Source organism: Nostoc sp. UHCC 0252 (genome assembly GCF_034931145.1).
In the GTDB taxonomy this organism is placed as follows: Bacteria; Cyanobacteriota; Cyanobacteriia; order Cyanobacteriales; family Nostocaceae; genus Nostoc.
This window is the reverse complement of the sequence record NZ_JAYGHE010000006.1, coordinates 5,209-20,694: the sequence shown is the minus strand read 5'-3', so window position 1 is coordinate 20,694 and position 15,486 is coordinate 5,209. Positions and strand designations below refer to the sequence as shown.

Here is a 15,486-nt window from a genome sequence, read left to right as displayed (position 1 = left end):
TACCCAATTCCCAAATTCCAATTCCCAATTCCCAATTCCCAATTCCCAATGCCCAATGCCCAATGACTTAGTTCCAGGATTTAGTAATAGATTTTTCCGCCTCCCCACTTAGTACCAACGATTTTGGGTTGTAAGAGAATGTGGCCAGCGATCGCTTCCAAGTCCTCATCTGTCAGATTTCGCATTGCTGTGAAAATATCTGCACTCTTGATACTGGGGTGGATTTCGGAAATCTCTTCTTCACCGTCGTAAGTGGTGGGATTTTTCAGGTAATCCACCAAGCCTTCAATATTATTACGGTTGGGTGTTGCCAGTGCCAGATCCTCTGGAGTCAGCCCCACGTTTTGGTTTGTCTTGGTAACTCCCCCAGCATGACATTGGGCGCAAGCGTAATTAAATAAACGTTTGCCTTCTTTGACTTGTTTCAGGCTAAGTACAGTGGTTTCACCTTGAGCATTTAATGGCACTGTTCGGGTAGCTTTGTCTAGTTCTACTGCTGTCGCGCTACCGACAAGCAACTGAAACGAGAGTAAAACAGTGGCCACAACAACGCCAATTAGTCTTCTAAACATGTTTCCCCTTAAAATTTTTGACGCTCAACACAGCTAAGAAAGCGATTCTCAATCTCCAAGCTGCTAATTGCTAATGACTCATGGTTTTTTGTCATTAGCTATCAATGATTAGCTAAAGCCCAAGATCACCCTTCAGATGACCTCGTTATCACCCACCAAGTCGCTAGTACCTTTTGGGTGTGTTTCAAACGATATTTGGGAAATGATTGCCTTTGCATCTTCTAACGCCAAACGGGTCTTTTGGTGTTTGTAGGCGATTCCCAGTTGGTTGCACAGAGAAAACACTTTTTCTACAGGAATGCTGTAGTCGGCTGCTATCTCTGCGATCGATAGGTCTGCAAAACCCATAATGCTTGTTAACTGATAAATAGAGATTGAGTCTCTGTAATACCAATATCACGTTAGGAGTGCAATTTGTTGCCCAAAATACTGTTTGGGGAATGGGGATTGGGGAACTCGGGGCCCCCTCTGGGGATTAGGGGCAATGGGGAATGGGGCTTAACCTTTCTCTCTGGTGAAGGTTTGTAACAAAAAGGCGATCGCGGCTGCATATCCCATTTGGAAATTTCGAAACACAGCTTGGTAAATTAGTAGCACTATAGTTAAAGTAGCGTTGTTTGGGCCGCCAGTACCCCCAGAAAAGATGTAAGACTGGTCAAAAAGTTGAAAAGTCTCAATCACCTCTACTGGTACCACAAAGAAGGTTACAGGCTTACGCAAAGGAAGGTTAATGTGGATGAATTGTTGCCTGCCGCCCATCTGCGCCATCGAGTTCCGCCGCCTGTTGATTTCAAACACTACAGAACCTTCGCTTAATACCGCACTAACCCGGCAGTAGTGGAAAATAACTTTAGGAATATGGTATATTTTAATCCTCGAAAACTGCGGCTAACAAGCCTAGTAGTAATAGCGATCGCCTACATTTCAACTTGCCTATTTTTGTTTGTTCGGCAGCGTTATTTGATCTTTCGCCCCACTTCACAAATCTTAACGCTACCTAGTTCACTCGACTTTCTTCTTCCTTACAAAGATGTGCGTTTACCTATTACTAGCTCTAATGAATACATACATGGCTGGTGGATTCCTGCACCATTACCAAAAGAGAAAGTTTCTTTAATTCCAAATGAGCCTGTAAAAATTTTAAAATCACCTAAAACATTTTTATACTTTTGTGGTGCTGCTGCGAACAAGGGTTACTACACTCATATAGCCAGACTTCAAGCAATGCGACAGTTGGGGTTTTCTGTGTTAGTGATTGACTACCGAGGTTTTGGTAGTAGTAAAGGGAATTTTCCTAGTGAGTCTCAGCTTTATGAAGATAGTCAAATAGCTTGGGATTATTTAGTAAAAATACGACGAATTCCTCCAGAGCAAATTGTCATTTACGGCGAATCAATGGGGGGAGCAGTTGCTATAGATTTGGCAGTGAAACATCCAGAAGCTAGTGGATTAATTGTGCAAAGCTCCTTTACATCAATGGCAGAGGAAATAAAATATAGAGATTGGTTACGGATGTTTCCCATCGAGTTGCTGCTAACACAAAAGTTTGATTCTATTTCTAAAGTTCGTTCTCTACGTCTTCCCGTTTTATTTATTCATGGAACTGATGACAGCATTGTTCCATCCTACATGAGTCAACAGTTATATGATGCTGCCCCTGAACCCAAACAACTTTTATTAATTCCAGAAGGAAAACATTTCCAAATTTATCAACCTGGAAGTAACTCGTATTTACAAGCAATTCAGAAATTTATCCAAAAGATAGAGCTTCAAGAGTAAGAAATAGATCCATCGGGATGGGCTTTGACACGATCCAAAAATAGAGTTCTTCTTTAAACTAATCTATGGATATAAGTTGGGATCTGTGGGGCGATCGCTATTTTGACACCCTAATTGAGCGTAAAAAATCACCCCGCGTCCGGTTGTGGCGATCGCAGTTGGTTTTGGTCATAGTCGGGAAATAGCAAATTTTTACTCAAATGTGATTTGGTGAAGCTAAGAAAGATTGCTTACTCCATTGCTTTAATCTGCTTATTAGCTTCATTCTGTGCATTCAGCATTGTCTGCTTTAATACAGCAGATTGTAACTTGGTGAGGTACAGATAATCGTAGGGGCAATTCATGAATTGCCCCTACCGATGTACTTGATTCACCTGAAATACGCTGTAATTGTTGCCCCAACAACTCCCTAGCCACTGAAGTGGGGGTTTTAAACCCGATTATTCATCCCGCCAGTCATACAGAATTCATTCTGAATTCTGACTCCTGAATCCTGTTCGATAACAGTCTCTCTTCTTACTTGTATTTTTTGCTCCTTAGAAGTGAGATTTTACTTATTTGAAAGTTTTGTAAAGAATTGCAAGTTAAAATAACGAAAAATTATCAGAAATGCTAAAAAAGCATACTGAGTTCCTTTGCCACCGAATTACTCCCAGAATGCTTTAGTCACAAACATACATTATGGATTTTGTTCAGGTTGAAACAACTGCGCCACTGACTCTGGAAATTCCCCAGATTGCCTTACCATCAGCAGCAATTTCTCCAACCTCTCGAATTCCCAAGGATGCGATTCGCACAAGTTTAAAAGCCTCCACTGCGGATTCTGTCTTAGCAGCAGTTTACTCTCTTGGAACTGGCGGGATTTTACTCAGCAATTTCTTAGTGGAATTGGGTGCTAGTCCAGTAGTATTTGGGATGCTCTGCTCTATCCCCATGTTGGTCAATCTTATTCAGCCGTTGGGTGCTTACTTGTCTGAACGCAGCACTAGCCGCTTTCAATATTCTCTTCGGACACATGGAATTGGTCGGCTGCTATGGCTGGTTCTAGTGATGGGTATTGCAGGCGTAAGCTGGGGAGTGCTTAATACTCACCATTTAGTTATATTGACACTCTTGATTGTCCTATTCAGCAATCTTTTGGGAGGATTAGGAGCAGCATCGTGGCTAAGTTGGGTAGCAATGATAGTTCCTCGGCGATTACGAGGCAGGTATTTTGGGACACGCAATAGTGCTGCTAATCTCACCAATTTAGTTTGCGTACCAATAGCTGGTATAGCTGTATCACATTGGTATGGTGGAACTTTACAAGGCTATGGGGTGGTTTTGTTAACAAGCATTGTGTTTGGGATTGTGGGATTGGGATGTCAGTATTTCCAGGTGGATATGAATCCGCGATCGCAAAACACTTATTTTAGCAAGTTAACTCAAACAAATGAGATTCAACAAGAGGCAAGGGAGCAGGCTGGCCGTGAGCGTAGCCGAACGGGAGTAGGAGACTTAGTGGCCGCTCCACCTGTTGCGTTAGCTTCCCATTCTTTACGAGAGCCGCTTAATAGAAGTGGGGAACTCAGACCAATGTTCCAGTCTGCTCCACACCAAGAGGATGGGGTCATTTACCCCAGCGAAGAACCCTCTTCCCCCTGCCTCTTCGTTCAATTAGAGGTTGCAAAGGACGAATCTTCTAAAGTACCAGTACCTCTATCTGTTCATCTGCCACAAAACCAATTAACTAACAGTATTTGGAAAAACTCTAACTTTTTGACATTTCTGCTGTATTTCGGTTTCTGGACGCTTGCTGTTAACCTCAGCGCTCCTTTTTTTAACCTCTATATGCTCGACACCCTGGATTTGGATGTAAGCTATGTGACTATCTACAACAGCCTTCAGGCGGCGGCGACTTTGCTGATGCTCATCTTATGGGGAAAATTAGCAGACAAGATAGGCAATCGTCCGATCCTCATCTTTATTGGGGTTTTGGTTGCAGCTACACCATTTTTATGGCTAGGGATTGGTGCTAATCGCCTTGACATTTGGTTGTGGCTACCTCTATTACACATCTTGGCCGGAGGTACTTGGGCGGCAATTGACTTGTGTAATAACAATATACAATTGGCGATCGCACCAACTAAAAATCAGTCTATCTATTTTGCGATCGCAGCTGCCGTTGCTGGAGCAAGTGGTGCTTTAGGCGCAACTATAGGCAGCTTCATTATCCAATTTGCTCAGTTTGGAGGCTTATTGGGGTTATTTGCTCTCTCTAGTCTATTCCGACTAATAGCACTTGTTCCACTCGTTTTTGTCAAAGAGCCGATGAGAGGATGAGGGATTGAAAAGTGAGGAGTTAGAAGTTAGGAGTTATGAATTTTTCACTCCTAACTCATAACTCATAACTCCTCACTCATAACTTTTGTTTATTCTGCGGCGGTAGAAGTTAAGGACATTGTTTCCCATAACACCATGTGAGGTGGTGTTAGTACAGGCTGGTGTAGAGCAATCAGCTGGGCTAGGGTGGTCTTTAATTGGGTACGGGGTACGATATCATCAACGAAACCGTGCTGGAGCAAATCTTCAGCAGTCTGAAAATTTTCGGGGAGTTTTTCTCGTAGGGTTTGCTCAATCACTCGCCGACCGGCAAAACCAATTGTTGCTTTGGGTTCTGCCAAAATAATATCACCCAACATTGCAAAACTAGCGGTAACGCCGCCTGTTGTGGGATTGGTCAAAACGGGAATATATAATAGTCGCGCGTCTTTATGACGCTGTAGGGCTGCGGAGATTTTCGCCATTTGCATCAACGAGAGCATTCCTTCTTGCATTCTCGCGCCGCCGGAGGTGCAAACGATCACTACAGGATACCGCCGTTGAGTGGCTTGCTCAATCATCCGGGTGAGTTTTTCTCCCACAACCGAACCCATGCTACCACCCATGAAGCGGAAATCCATAACCCCAAGGGCAATGGGCAAACCATTGATTTGACCTAAACCAGTGTGAACTGCGTCTATTAAGCCAATTTTATCTTGTGTTTCCCGCAGGCGATCGCTGTAGAGTTTGCGATCGCGAAATTCTAGCGGATCTGTTGGACGCAAATGCTCGTCTAGAGGTTTCCAGGTATTGTTATCTATCAATTGACGAATGCGCTCATCGCTATCTACTCGATTGTGATGGCCACATTCGATACAAACCATCTGATTGGCTTTCAGGTCTTTTGTGTATGCCAACACTCCACACTTAGAGCATTTATGCCACAATCCATCAGCAATTTCACGCTCTTGGCGTTCAAGACTGGTAGATCCTGATTTCCGTCGATTTGCAAACCAATCAAATAGAGACTTTAAACCACGCGATTCTTCGTTGTTAGCCATTTTTTATTTTATTTTAAGTGGGTATGAGGTCGAAAACATATCAAATCGTATTGGGTTGTTCTTAGCCATGAGTGATTTGTCTTTACTAATGACCCTTCGGGTGATGCCTCCGGCACGCCTAGGGCGAACACCAGTTACTCATGGGGGAAACCCCCTTGGCGCTAGCCTATCCCTTTGGGAGAAGACCGTACTGGCTCACTAATGGCTACATCGTCAAACTACGCTTTTAAGCAATTCAGACCTTAATTATCATCTTTGGTTGCCAGCTTAACGAAAATACTTATACCAATACAAGTCTCCTGCTCTTTATTTTCAGCAGACTTAATTATATTGACGTACTGACAAAGCCATGAGAATACCAACCTCCAAATAAGATGCTCTCCCTCTCCCACCCAAATCAATGATTTGTATTGCTAGGTTGTGAACGATCGGCATCTGTTGCATAGAGTTGTGCTTGCTAACGGTTAATCGTCGTCAAGAGGGTAATACAAGTCACAAGCAGAATATTATCAAAATATGAAGGGACGATGGGGTAAAGTTGGTTACAGTCACGAATTATAAATTTTTCTTATGAAAGGGCATTTGATATGGGTTACTCCCCTTATCCCCCTTTCCTTCCCACTCACCAGTCCAATTTAAGATGTGGGAAAAAATAACCGCAGATAGCTAGACAAAATGGCTTCGCCGCTAAATAGGGTAATCACAGATGCTAAAGCCAGAAAAGGGCCAAAAGGCATTTTTTGTCCTAAACTTTGTCTTGATGTCTCTTGACTCGCAGATTTGCGTTTCCGCATAATGACAGCACTGCCAATGAAGGTTCCCAGGGCACAGGCGATAAAAGTAGCTAAGAGCAGATATTTCCAACCTAACCAAGCTCCCATCATGGCTGCTAATTTGGCATCACCCGCGCCCATTGCAGTTTTCCCAAAGGCAATTGAACCCAATAGAGCGATCGCATCAAATAGCCATAAGCCAAGGACTGCACCAACTATGGCCATCATAAGGTGATTTACCAATGCCACAGAACTTCCTTCTGGTAGATAACCAACCACCATTTGGAATAAAATTCCTACCACTAAGCCCGACTGAGTAAGTGGATTCGGTAAGGTCATTGTATCCAAGTCGATCAGCGCTAGTGCCAATAACCAACTACAAAAAGCCCAATAGCCGATTGTGAAAGCCGAAACTTGAAATACTAAAAAAACTAGTAAAAAAATTATGCCCGTCACCCCTTCTACCACGGGATAACGGACAGAGATTTTGCTTTTGCAATATCGACATCGCCCTCTTAATGAAATCCAGCCGAAAACTGGTACATTATCGTAAGCTTTTAGCTGGTTTAAACATTTAGGGCAGCGAGAAGGCGGCCAGAGAATTGACAACCCCGCAGGTAGCCGATAAACAATAACGTTAAGAAAACTCCCAATAGATGCACCCAAAGCAAAGACCATTACACTCGCTGGAATAGCGAACAAAATGTCCATACAGTCATTAGTCCTTTGTCATTAGTTCTGTGTCATTTGTCGTTTATCTTTTGTCTTTTGTCATTAGTCCTTTGTTCTTCGTCGAGAACTAATGACTAATAACTAATGACCAATGACTAATGACCAATAACTAATAGATATGAGATTCAATTTGACTTAAGGGTACAAAACACTCTTGAGGTAAAAGAACTGGTTGGTTAGTAAAAATAACCTTACCTCGATGATTAACACGATTAATTGCTACACCGGAAGGTTGCCCAGCGATTTCGGGATGAACTTCACAGTGAGTATAGTATATCTGCCCAGCAGCTCTGATTACAGCAGGATCAATCAAAGGCGATTGGTTCTTTGGGGCGGTGAAATTTACTGGATTCTGTCGTAATGCGTACACTATCGACTGTTATTTGATTGCTAGATTTCCCTTTAGTCTACCCGAAACTTATAGCAAAGGTTGCCAAATTGCCTAAGTTGCTCTACAAAATTATTTTTGTTCAAGAGCCTTAATGAGTGAGTCTCCCATCGCACGGCAACCAAGGAGGTTTTTTCCTGGAGAAATTATATCCCCTGTGCGATCGCCTTGTTCTAAAACTTGCAATACAGCTTCTTCGATGTGATCTGCCGCTTTTGGTTGGTCTAAGGCGTAGCGTAGCATCATTGCCACACTCAAAACCTGTGCCAGAGGATTGGCTTTATCCTGTCCAGCAATATCTGGGGCGGAACCATGAACTGGTTCAAATACACCAGGCCCAGAAGCACCCAAACTAGCTGAGGGTAACATTCCAATACTACCGGTAAGCATGGCAGCAGCATCAGAGAGAATATCACCAAACAAATTGCCTGTAACGATGGTGTCGAACTGCTTTGGAGCGCGTACTAACTGCATAGCTGCATTATCTACATATAAATGAGAGAGTTCAATATCTGGATATTCTGTACTAAGTTGGGTGATGCGATCGCGCCACAACTGAGATACTTCTAATACGTTGGCTTTATCCACAGAACAAAGTTTTCCGCCGCGTTTTCTAGCCGCATCAAAGGCCACGCGCCCAATGCGCTCAATTTCTGATTCGGTGTAAACCATTGTATTGACACCGCGTTTTTCACCCGTTTCCGTGGCAAAAATCCCTTTAGGTTTACCGAAGTAAATCCCACCAGTGAGTTCGCGCACCACCATAATATCCACGCCTTCCACAACTTCGCGCTTCAAAGTTGAAGCATCGATTAGCTGAGGCAAAATTTTCGCTGGGCGCAAATTGGCAAATAATCCCAAACCTGCGCGTAGCCCTAACAAACCTGCTTCTGGGCGTAAATTGGATGGCAGAGAATCCCACTTATAACCACCAATTGCTGCGAGTAACACAGCATCACTATTACGGCAAGTATCTAGAGTTGCAGATGGTAAGGGTTCGCCTGTAGCGTCAATTGCTGCACCACCGATGAGGGCTTCTTGGAATTCAAACTTCAGATCAAATTGCTTCCCTACGACTTTCAGCACATCTACCGCCACTGCCATAATTTCAGGGCCAATGCCATCGCCGGGGAGTAGGGTTATGCGGTAGTTCTGGGTCATAGCTGATGATTACTAGGTAAATGCTTACAGATTAAATATCATACCTAGCAAAATGTACCGATGGAGTTTTTAATTTATTGGAACCAAATATGCTGTGCCCTCAATTGTTTACTATTCTGAATTCTGACTCCTGAATTCTGACGATTTCTTGAGTTCTTTCCCGATCGCGTTCAAAAGTGTATCTTCAGCAAGATTTTGTCAGATATTCCTTGTGTTTGAATTGGCAGATGGCTATATCCCGGATTTCTCACCACACCTCGAATGGAGGAGTAATGAGTAATGAGTTATGAGTTATGAGTTATGAGTTACGAGTTATGAGCGAATACTTCAATATCTTATTTCTTGTTTCTTACTCATTACTTCTTACTCTTTACTCATTACTTATTAGTCATCATCAAACGCAAAGGAGCTTGTGAGAAATGCGAGTATATGTACTTAAGTAATAGCTGATAGACTTGGAGAACACATGTCAGGAACTACACCAAATTCAGAAATGCAATACCGAGTCCTCGGCAGTACAGGAGAGAGAGTTTCTGCCATCGGATTGGGTGGTTGGCACATCGCTTTAAAACACGTTGATGAAGAACTGGGTATCCGAATTGTTAGAACAGCGATCGATCGCGGCATCACCTTTATGGATAACAGTTGGGACTACAACGGTGGAGTCAGCGAGACTCGTATGGGAAAAGCCCTGCGCGATCGCTACCGTGACAAAGTTTTCCTGATGACGAAAATCGATGGTCGTTCTAAAAAGGAAGCAGCAAGACAGCTAGACGAATCACTTCAACGCCTGCAAGTCGATTGCATCGATCTCGTTCAGCACCACGAAATCCTTCGACACGAAGATCCCCATCGAGTTTTTGACGAAGAAGGAGCGAATGCTGCTTTTCTTGAAGCGAAACAAGCCGGCAAACTCCGATATATTGGTTTCACTGGTCACAAAGACCCTTATGTTCATCTCCACATGCTGGAAGTTGCAGCCACTAACGGGTTTAAATTCGATACAGTGCAGATGCCCCTCAACGTCATGGATGCTCACTACCGGAGTTTTGCAAAGCTGGTTTTGCCAGAACTTGTTAAACAAAACATCGGCGTTCTGGGAATGAAAAGCTTGGCAAACGGTATTCTTTTACGGTCAAATACTGTAACGCCAATTGAGTGTTTACATTATGCTTTGAATCTGCCCACGTCGGTTGTGATTACTGGAATTGACAGCATGGAGATTCTAGACCAAGCTTTTGAAGCCGTGCGGACTTTCCAGCCAATGAATGACGAGCAAGTGCGATCGCTTTTAGCAAAAACAGCAGAAGCAGCATCACGCGGCGAGTTTGAGCCTTTCAAAACCTCATCAATTTTCGATAGCACTGCCCAAAATCCAGATTGGCTAGGAGAGGAACCACAGCGCCTCCAACAATTGATGTCACTGTGATCCTTTCTTAGTGTTGTCTCTGGGAAAAGTTCATGTATCGGCTATGCTACCACTGATACCTTTCTGGTTTCATTCGCTCCCAAGCAAAACTCATTTTTACCCAAGCATTTCGCCAGTAACTTAAAAAAAAACTATGCCCTTTGGCTAATGCCAATTGTTTCAACCGACAATGCGATTGTTTCGACTAACAATGCGATTGTTTCGGCTCGCAATGCGATTGTTTCGGCTCGCAATGCGATTGTCTCGGCTCACAATGCTATTGTTTCAACCTGCAAAAATTAATTCACCCTTCCTCTAACTTTGTTCTATTTAAAAATCATTTCTTTACGCCCTTTTTAAGGGGGTCGCCGCAGGCGGGGGGATCTTATCCGAACCGTATTACCCTTGCTGTTAGTTTTATTGTTTTAATGGGCACATTAAAAATGTACTTTATACTAGCATCCATATATGCCTGCCCAAGATAAAACACGCCGTTTGTCTTCTCAATTAATTAGTCAAGACATAAACTCATTGCACGGTTTGCAAACTATCACCACATACAATACAACCCGTGCCGATGCGTCTGTAGTACATTTGCAGCAAGCTTATCAAACTATGTTGGCGCAGCAACAGGCTGCAATTGAGAAACTAGCTTTATCCCGTGCTGCTGCTGATGGTGCGCGATTAGCAGAATGGGAATTTCATAATGCTGTATTAGCCATGAAAGAAGTTGTACGCGGACAATATGGATCGGATAGCGATCAAGCTCAAGCAATTGGACTAAAGAAAAAATCAGAACGTAAGCGTCCCAACCGTAAAAAGTCAGTTGCGATGGCGTAACCGCCTGTTGGAAGCGATCGCTAACTTTTCCCAAAGGCGATCGCTTTTGTCTACAATCTTTAATCTGTTTAATTAACCTTTAATTACCAACAAAAATTTTTTTACAAAATTCAATCTATCAAAATAGTGAACTCATTTCATAACTAATGATGCAAGAAGTTCTATCTGGGGATCGATATGGTAAATAAGCTAAATAAAGTAGAAATAGTATACTAAATCACATGAGATCGTATTCTATGAAACTGAATTATGTTACAAAGCAGCTTTCTACGGTAAAACGCTGGATGGCTACAGCACTGTTTTGTATGTTAGCGATCGCTTTCGTTTGGCAAGGTGCATTTTTCTCGAACACCTCAGCAATGGCTGATCCTGCTGCAACCTTGATCGCATCATCAGACGCAGGCGATAAAGTTCAAGAAAAAACCAGTAAAGATGCAGGACGAGCCAAAAATTTCATCGACGATACGAAAGATAAAGTTAAAGATGCTGCTAAGAGCAACGCCAGTAAAGTTGACCAAGCAACAGACAGTGGTAGTTTTGCTGAACGCAAAGCCAAGAGAGATGCCGCTACAATTCAGAAAAGAGCAAATGAAGATGCATCTCGGACTAAGGAAGCAGTAGACAACACAAAGAATGTTGTTGAACGTACTGTTGAAAACATTAAGGATGCTTTTGGTCAATAGTAATCCTATTTGATTTTTTTCAAATCTAAAGGCTTAGATCCCCGGCTTCTCAAAGAAGTCGGGGATCTTGTTGTTGAGGAAGATTATTAGAGTATTTTTTATTACAACTAGATGAACTGCGATCGCAGGCCAAATTAGCTGCTGTTACTGAATAAGAGAAAAAATAATTGCCAGCAATTATCCTGAATATATAGTTAAAAATAAGATATTTAAATTTCTTTTATAATTGCTCAAAAAAGCAAAAGTAAGCTATCGAGTGAAGAAAAATACGTAAAACACTTTTGAAAGCTTAATTTTATATACAATTACAAGACTGTATTTAAGTGTCATTACTTATTGACAAATGTGTTGTGACTTTAACTAATTGCCAAATCATTTGACGAATTGTTAATGGTTAACAAATTTTCCACCATTATTAATTACGAAGTTATACTTTCCGCTACAACTTAGTAACAATGTAAGAGTGTGATTATGTGGACAACCCCACCGTGGGAAAATCAAAATACCGAAACTAGAAATTAGAGAGGATAACCCTATAATATGCATCTGAGCGAAATCACCCATCCTAATCAGTTGCACGGTTTATCTGTTCGCCAACTGCAACAGATCGCCCGTCAGATTCGAGATAAGCATCTCCAAACCGTAGCAGTTAATGGTGGACACTTGGGGCCAGGGTTGGGTGTTGTAGAATTAACACTAGGACTTTACCAGACACTTGACTTAGATCGGGATAAAGTAATTTGGGATGTCGGACACCAAGCTTATCCCCACAAACTCCTTACAGGACGTTACGATCGCTTTCACACCCTCAGACAAAAGGACGGAGTTGCAGGTTATCTCAAACTCTGTGAAAACAAATTTGACCACTTTGGGGCTGGACATGCTTCTACAAGTATTTCAGCAGCATTGGGAATGGCTTTAGCGCGAGACTTGAAAGGCGAAAAATTTAAAGCCGTCGCCGTTATTGGGGATGGGGCGCTGACTGGAGGTATGGCTTTAGAAGCTATCAACCACGCGGGACACATGCCAAAAACTAATCTGTTGGTTGTTCTCAACGACAACGACATGTCCATATCTCGCAACGTCGGCGCGATTCCCCGCTATCTCAACAAAATGCGCCTCAGCCAACCGGTGCAATTTATCAAAGATAATCTTGAGGAACAATTTAAACAAATTCCTTTCGTAGGCGAATCCCTGTCTCCCGAACTCGGACGCATCAAAGAAAGCATGAAACGCTTGGCTGTTCCCAAGGTAGGGGCAGTTTTTGAAGAACTCGGCTTTACCTACATTGGGCCAGTAGATGGGCATAATCTCGAAGAATTGATTGCCACTTTCCAACAAGCACATCAAATACAAGGCCCAGTTTTGGTACATGTAGCCACCGTCAAGGGCAAAGGTTATGAAATTGCCGAACTAGATCAAGTTGGCTACCACGCCCAAAGCCCTTTTAATGTTGCAACTGGCAAAGCTATTCCTTCCACTAAACCCAAACCCCCGGCTTATGCCAAAGTCTTTTCTCACACTTTGGTGAAACTTGCCGAACAAAACCCCAAAATCGTTGGGATTACTGCGGCTATGGCAACGGGGACAGGTTTAGATAAACTTCAAGCCAAACTACCCAATCAATATGTTGATGTTGGCATTGCCGAACAACACGCAATTACCCTTGCAGCAGGTCTGGCAACTCAAGGGATGCGTCCCGTAGCCGCCATTTATTCTACTTTCCTACAACGCGCTTATGACCAGATAATTCATGATGTCTGCATCCAAAACCTGCCAGTATTCTTCTGCTTAGATAGGGCAGGAATTGTAGGATCTGATGGCCCCACCCACCAAGGCATGTATGACATTGCTTATCTGCGTTGCATTCCCAATATGGTAATGATGGCTCCCAAAGACGAAGCAGAATTGCAACGCATGGTAGTAACTGGCATTAACCATACCAGCGGCCCGATCGCCATGCGCTATCCTCGTGGCAATGGCTACGGTGTTCCTTTAATGGAGGAAGGTTGGGAACCTTTGGAAATCGGTAAAGGCGAAATTCTCCGCACCGGCGATGATGTGTTAATCGTCGCTTATGGCACAATGGTCTATCCAGGAATGCAAGCTGCGGAAATTCTCAGCGAACATGGGATTGAAGCAACTGTAATTAATGCCCGTTTTGTTAAGCCTTTGGATACCGAATTGATTTTGCCTTTGGCTAAGAAAATCGGCCGTGTCATCACCTTAGAAGAAGGTTGTGTGATGGGTGGCTTTGGTAGTGCGATCGCAGAAGCTTTAATAGATGCAGATATTCTAGTTCCTGTCAAGCGATTCGGTGTCCCAGATGTGTTGGTGGATCATGCTGAACCCAATGAATCTAAAACAGAACTAGGTTTAACTAGCCATCAAATAGCAGAGAGAGTTTTGGCAGCTTTCTTTAAGCAGCAAGTATCTGCTGTTGTTTAGTTAATTTCAAATCACAATCATTTTATGAAAATAACCCCAGCTTTTGGGGTTATTTTCATGTATAACTCAATACGCCTGGGTTAAGAAAAGCGCAACCCAACAAAGCCCCGAAAATGTTGGGTTTCGTTCCTCAACCCAACCTACACATTTCAAGGTTTTTGGCACTAACTGAACCGTATTAATGTATAACTTCAATTAGTCTTAGCTTGATGCCACAAAGCATCAACGGTCACAAACTCATAGCCTTGTTGGAGCAGTTGCGGAATGAGAATTTGAATTATGGCAGCAACATCTTGTCCACCGCAAACACCGTCATGCAAGACAATCAACGAACCATTTTTTACCTGTTGTATAACTCGCTCCACTACAGTGTTGACACCTGGTTGTACCCAGTCTTCTGGTACAACGCTCCACATAACTGGGCGGTAATTCCACTGCAAAAACAATTTTAAAGTAGCAGGTGTAAAAAAACCATTTGGAGGACGGACATCTCGCACTTGTTCAGGTTGCAAATTGCAAGCATTGTAGATGACAGCTTGGGTTTTCTCTAAACTGTCCTTTAGGTCATTTGGGGAAAGTAGGGGAAAAGAGCGATGATCGTAGCCATGTAATCCGATCCAGTGTCCGCGATCGCTAACAGCTTTGGCGATCGCTGGTGAACGGTTGACGCAAACACCCAACCAAAAAAAACTAGCTGTAATCTGGTAACGGTCTAATACTGCCAAAACTTCGGATGTGTATTGAGGATGTGGCCCATCATCAAAAGTTAGCGCGATCGCTTTAGCATGAGGATTTCCACCCCAAAGACAATTGGGAAAACTCGGTTGGAGAATACGATAGACAATTGGGAACAGTGGAGCTAGCTGCATTTGCGTTTATCGGCTGCTGACAAATTTTTGTAGGTGTTGCTTGCGAATTCGTTTTGAGATTGTTAGTTGTGGTAAACGTGTACTTTTAACAATGCTCAAGCCTCCTTTTGCTGAAACTGGCTCAATAACCAAGCTCCAACTTCAGATTGATTGATTTCACGACTTCGACGTAAAGCTTCTTCTAAAATAGCGATCGCTTGTTCATACTCCTGCCAAGAAGCACAAATCCATGTATCTGTCGGTAACTGGGTTTGTAAATCACTCATTTTCTAACCCTCCCGCCAAAAGAAAAACTTTTGTTTCTCGGCAAAGTCAAAATTCGCTTGGGTTTCCTGACTTCCACAATACTATATGACGTGAATATATGCCGTGTTGGGATAATTCTATTGAATTGGCTCCATACATTCTCAGCTTTTACTGATTAGAACACCAAAATTGAGTATCTGAACTCGGAAGTTCAACCTTTTTGCT

At 42.9% G+C, this 15,486-nt stretch carries 15 protein-coding genes and 1 pseudogene; 6 read left to right on the top strand and 10 right to left on the bottom strand.

All coding sequences use genetic code 11. The annotated features are described in order from the left end of the window. Positions 1-80: 80 nt before the first annotated feature. The 3 genes and pseudogenes from psbV to VB732_RS05525 form a co-directional block, all read right to left on the bottom strand. Entirely contained in the window at positions 81-572 is a 492-nt protein-coding gene (psbV, locus tag VB732_RS05535) for a photosystem II cytochrome c-550 (protein ID WP_323229855.1), read from the bottom strand. Positions 573-704: 132 nt separating this feature from the next. Continuing rightward, entirely contained in the window at positions 705-920 is a 216-nt protein-coding gene (locus VB732_RS05530; protein WP_322642205.1) for a hypothetical protein, read from the bottom strand. Positions 921-1,070: 150 nt separating this feature from the next. Continuing rightward, positions 1,071-1,356, bottom strand: a pseudogene (locus VB732_RS05525) (carbohydrate ABC transporter permease); the annotation flags it as partial. A 74-nt stretch (positions 1,357-1,430) separates the two neighbouring features. On the opposite strand from VB732_RS05525, the gene VB732_RS05520 reads away from it, so the two are divergent. After that, entirely contained in the window at positions 1,431-2,351 is a 921-nt protein-coding gene (locus VB732_RS05520) for an alpha/beta hydrolase (protein ID WP_323229853.1), read from the top strand. A 681-nt stretch (positions 2,352-3,032) separates the two neighbouring features. Further along, on the top strand, positions 3,033-4,673 hold the full coding sequence (locus VB732_RS05515; protein ID WP_323229852.1) for an MFS transporter: 1,641 nt from the start codon (positions 3,033-3,035) through the stop codon (positions 4,671-4,673). An 89-nt stretch (positions 4,674-4,762) separates the two neighbouring features. Here the strand turns inward: VB732_RS05515 and accD are convergent, their stop codons facing one another. From accD to leuB, 5 genes are all read right to left on the bottom strand, one after another. Beyond that, on the bottom strand, positions 4,763-5,713 hold the full coding sequence (accD, locus tag VB732_RS05510) for an acetyl-CoA carboxylase, carboxyltransferase subunit beta (RefSeq protein ID WP_323229850.1): 951 nt from the start codon (positions 5,711-5,713) through the stop codon (positions 4,763-4,765). Between the two features lie 321 nt (positions 5,714-6,034). Next, positions 6,035-6,157, bottom strand: coding sequence for a hypothetical protein (locus VB732_RS05505; RefSeq protein WP_323229849.1), 123 nt, complete (start codon positions 6,155-6,157; stop codon positions 6,035-6,037). A 191-nt stretch (positions 6,158-6,348) separates the two neighbouring features. Further along, positions 6,349-7,197, bottom strand: coding sequence for a prepilin peptidase (locus VB732_RS05500; RefSeq protein WP_323229848.1), 849 nt, complete (start codon positions 7,195-7,197; stop codon positions 6,349-6,351). Positions 7,198-7,327: 130 nt separating this feature from the next. Then, positions 7,328-7,588 carry a hypothetical protein gene (locus tag VB732_RS05495; RefSeq protein ID WP_012409327.1) on the bottom strand — a complete coding sequence of 87 codons (261 nt, stop codon included), beginning with the start codon at positions 7,586-7,588 and terminating at the stop codon, positions 7,328-7,330. A 90-nt stretch (positions 7,589-7,678) separates the two neighbouring features. Then, complete coding sequence (gene leuB, locus VB732_RS05490) at positions 7,679-8,767, bottom strand: 3-isopropylmalate dehydrogenase (RefSeq protein WP_323229847.1); 1,089 nt, start codon at positions 8,765-8,767, stop codon at positions 7,679-7,681. 466 nt (positions 8,768-9,233) lie between these two features. On the opposite strand from leuB, the gene VB732_RS05485 reads away from it, so the two are divergent. The 4 genes from VB732_RS05485 to dxs all read left to right on the top strand — a co-directional run bounded on the left by VB732_RS05485 (position 9,234) and on the right by dxs (position 14,146). Then, entirely contained in the window at positions 9,234-10,196 is a 963-nt protein-coding gene (locus VB732_RS05485; protein ID WP_323229846.1) for an aldo/keto reductase, read from the top strand. A gap of 447 nt (positions 10,197-10,643) precedes the next feature. After that, positions 10,644-11,015 carry a hypothetical protein gene (locus VB732_RS05480; protein WP_323229845.1) on the top strand — a complete coding sequence of 124 codons (372 nt, stop codon included), beginning with the start codon at positions 10,644-10,646 and terminating at the stop codon, positions 11,013-11,015. A 236-nt stretch (positions 11,016-11,251) separates the two neighbouring features. Next, on the top strand, positions 11,252-11,698 hold the full coding sequence (locus VB732_RS05475; protein WP_323229844.1) for a hypothetical protein: 447 nt from the start codon (positions 11,252-11,254) through the stop codon (positions 11,696-11,698). A gap of 540 nt (positions 11,699-12,238) precedes the next feature. Then, positions 12,239-14,146: a 1-deoxy-D-xylulose-5-phosphate synthase gene (gene dxs / locus VB732_RS05470; protein WP_323229843.1), complete on the top strand. Its 1,908-nt coding sequence runs from the start codon at positions 12,239-12,241 to the stop codon at positions 14,144-14,146. Positions 14,147-14,337: 191 nt separating this feature from the next. Here dxs and VB732_RS05465 read toward each other — a convergent pair whose 3' ends face one another. Further along, positions 14,338-15,015: a polysaccharide deacetylase family protein gene (locus VB732_RS05465; RefSeq protein ID WP_323229841.1), complete on the bottom strand. Its 678-nt coding sequence runs from the start codon at positions 15,013-15,015 to the stop codon at positions 14,338-14,340. A gap of 95 nt (positions 15,016-15,110) precedes the next feature. Continuing rightward, entirely contained in the window at positions 15,111-15,281 is a 171-nt protein-coding gene (locus VB732_RS05460) for a hypothetical protein (RefSeq protein ID WP_323229840.1), read from the bottom strand. Positions 15,282-15,486 lie beyond the last annotated feature (205 nt).

Coding starts and splice junctions, on each gene's coding strand:
- psbV (WP_323229855.1), bottom strand. CDS start 572: ATGTTTAGAAGACTAATTGGCGTTGTTGTGGCCACTGTTTTACTCTCG.
- VB732_RS05530 (WP_322642205.1), bottom strand. CDS start 920: ATGGGTTTTGCAGACCTATCGATCGCAGAGATAGCAGCCGACTACAGC.
- VB732_RS05520 (WP_323229853.1), top strand. CDS start 1,431: ATGGTATATTTTAATCCTCGAAAACTGCGGCTAACAAGCCTAGTAGTA.
- VB732_RS05515 (WP_323229852.1), top strand. CDS start 3,033: ATGGATTTTGTTCAGGTTGAAACAACTGCGCCACTGACTCTGGAAATT.
- accD (WP_323229850.1), bottom strand. CDS start 5,713: ATGGCTAACAACGAAGAATCGCGTGGTTTAAAGTCTCTATTTGATTGG.
- VB732_RS05505 (WP_323229849.1), bottom strand. CDS start 6,157: ATGCAACAGATGCCGATCGTTCACAACCTAGCAATACAAATCATTGAT.
- VB732_RS05500 (WP_323229848.1), bottom strand. CDS start 7,197: ATGGACATTTTGTTCGCTATTCCAGCGAGTGTAATGGTCTTTGCTTTG.
- leuB (WP_323229847.1), bottom strand. CDS start 8,767: ATGACCCAGAACTACCGCATAACCCTACTCCCCGGCGATGGCATTGGC.
- VB732_RS05485 (WP_323229846.1), top strand. CDS start 9,234: ATGTCAGGAACTACACCAAATTCAGAAATGCAATACCGAGTCCTCGGC.
- VB732_RS05480 (WP_323229845.1), top strand. CDS start 10,644: ATGCCTGCCCAAGATAAAACACGCCGTTTGTCTTCTCAATTAATTAGT.
- VB732_RS05475 (WP_323229844.1), top strand. CDS start 11,252: ATGAAACTGAATTATGTTACAAAGCAGCTTTCTACGGTAAAACGCTGG.
- dxs (WP_323229843.1), top strand. CDS start 12,239: ATGCATCTGAGCGAAATCACCCATCCTAATCAGTTGCACGGTTTATCT.
- VB732_RS05465 (WP_323229841.1), bottom strand. CDS start 15,015: ATGCAGCTAGCTCCACTGTTCCCAATTGTCTATCGTATTCTCCAACCG.
- VB732_RS05460 (WP_323229840.1), bottom strand. CDS start 15,281: ATGAGTGATTTACAAACCCAGTTACCGACAGATACATGGATTTGTGCT.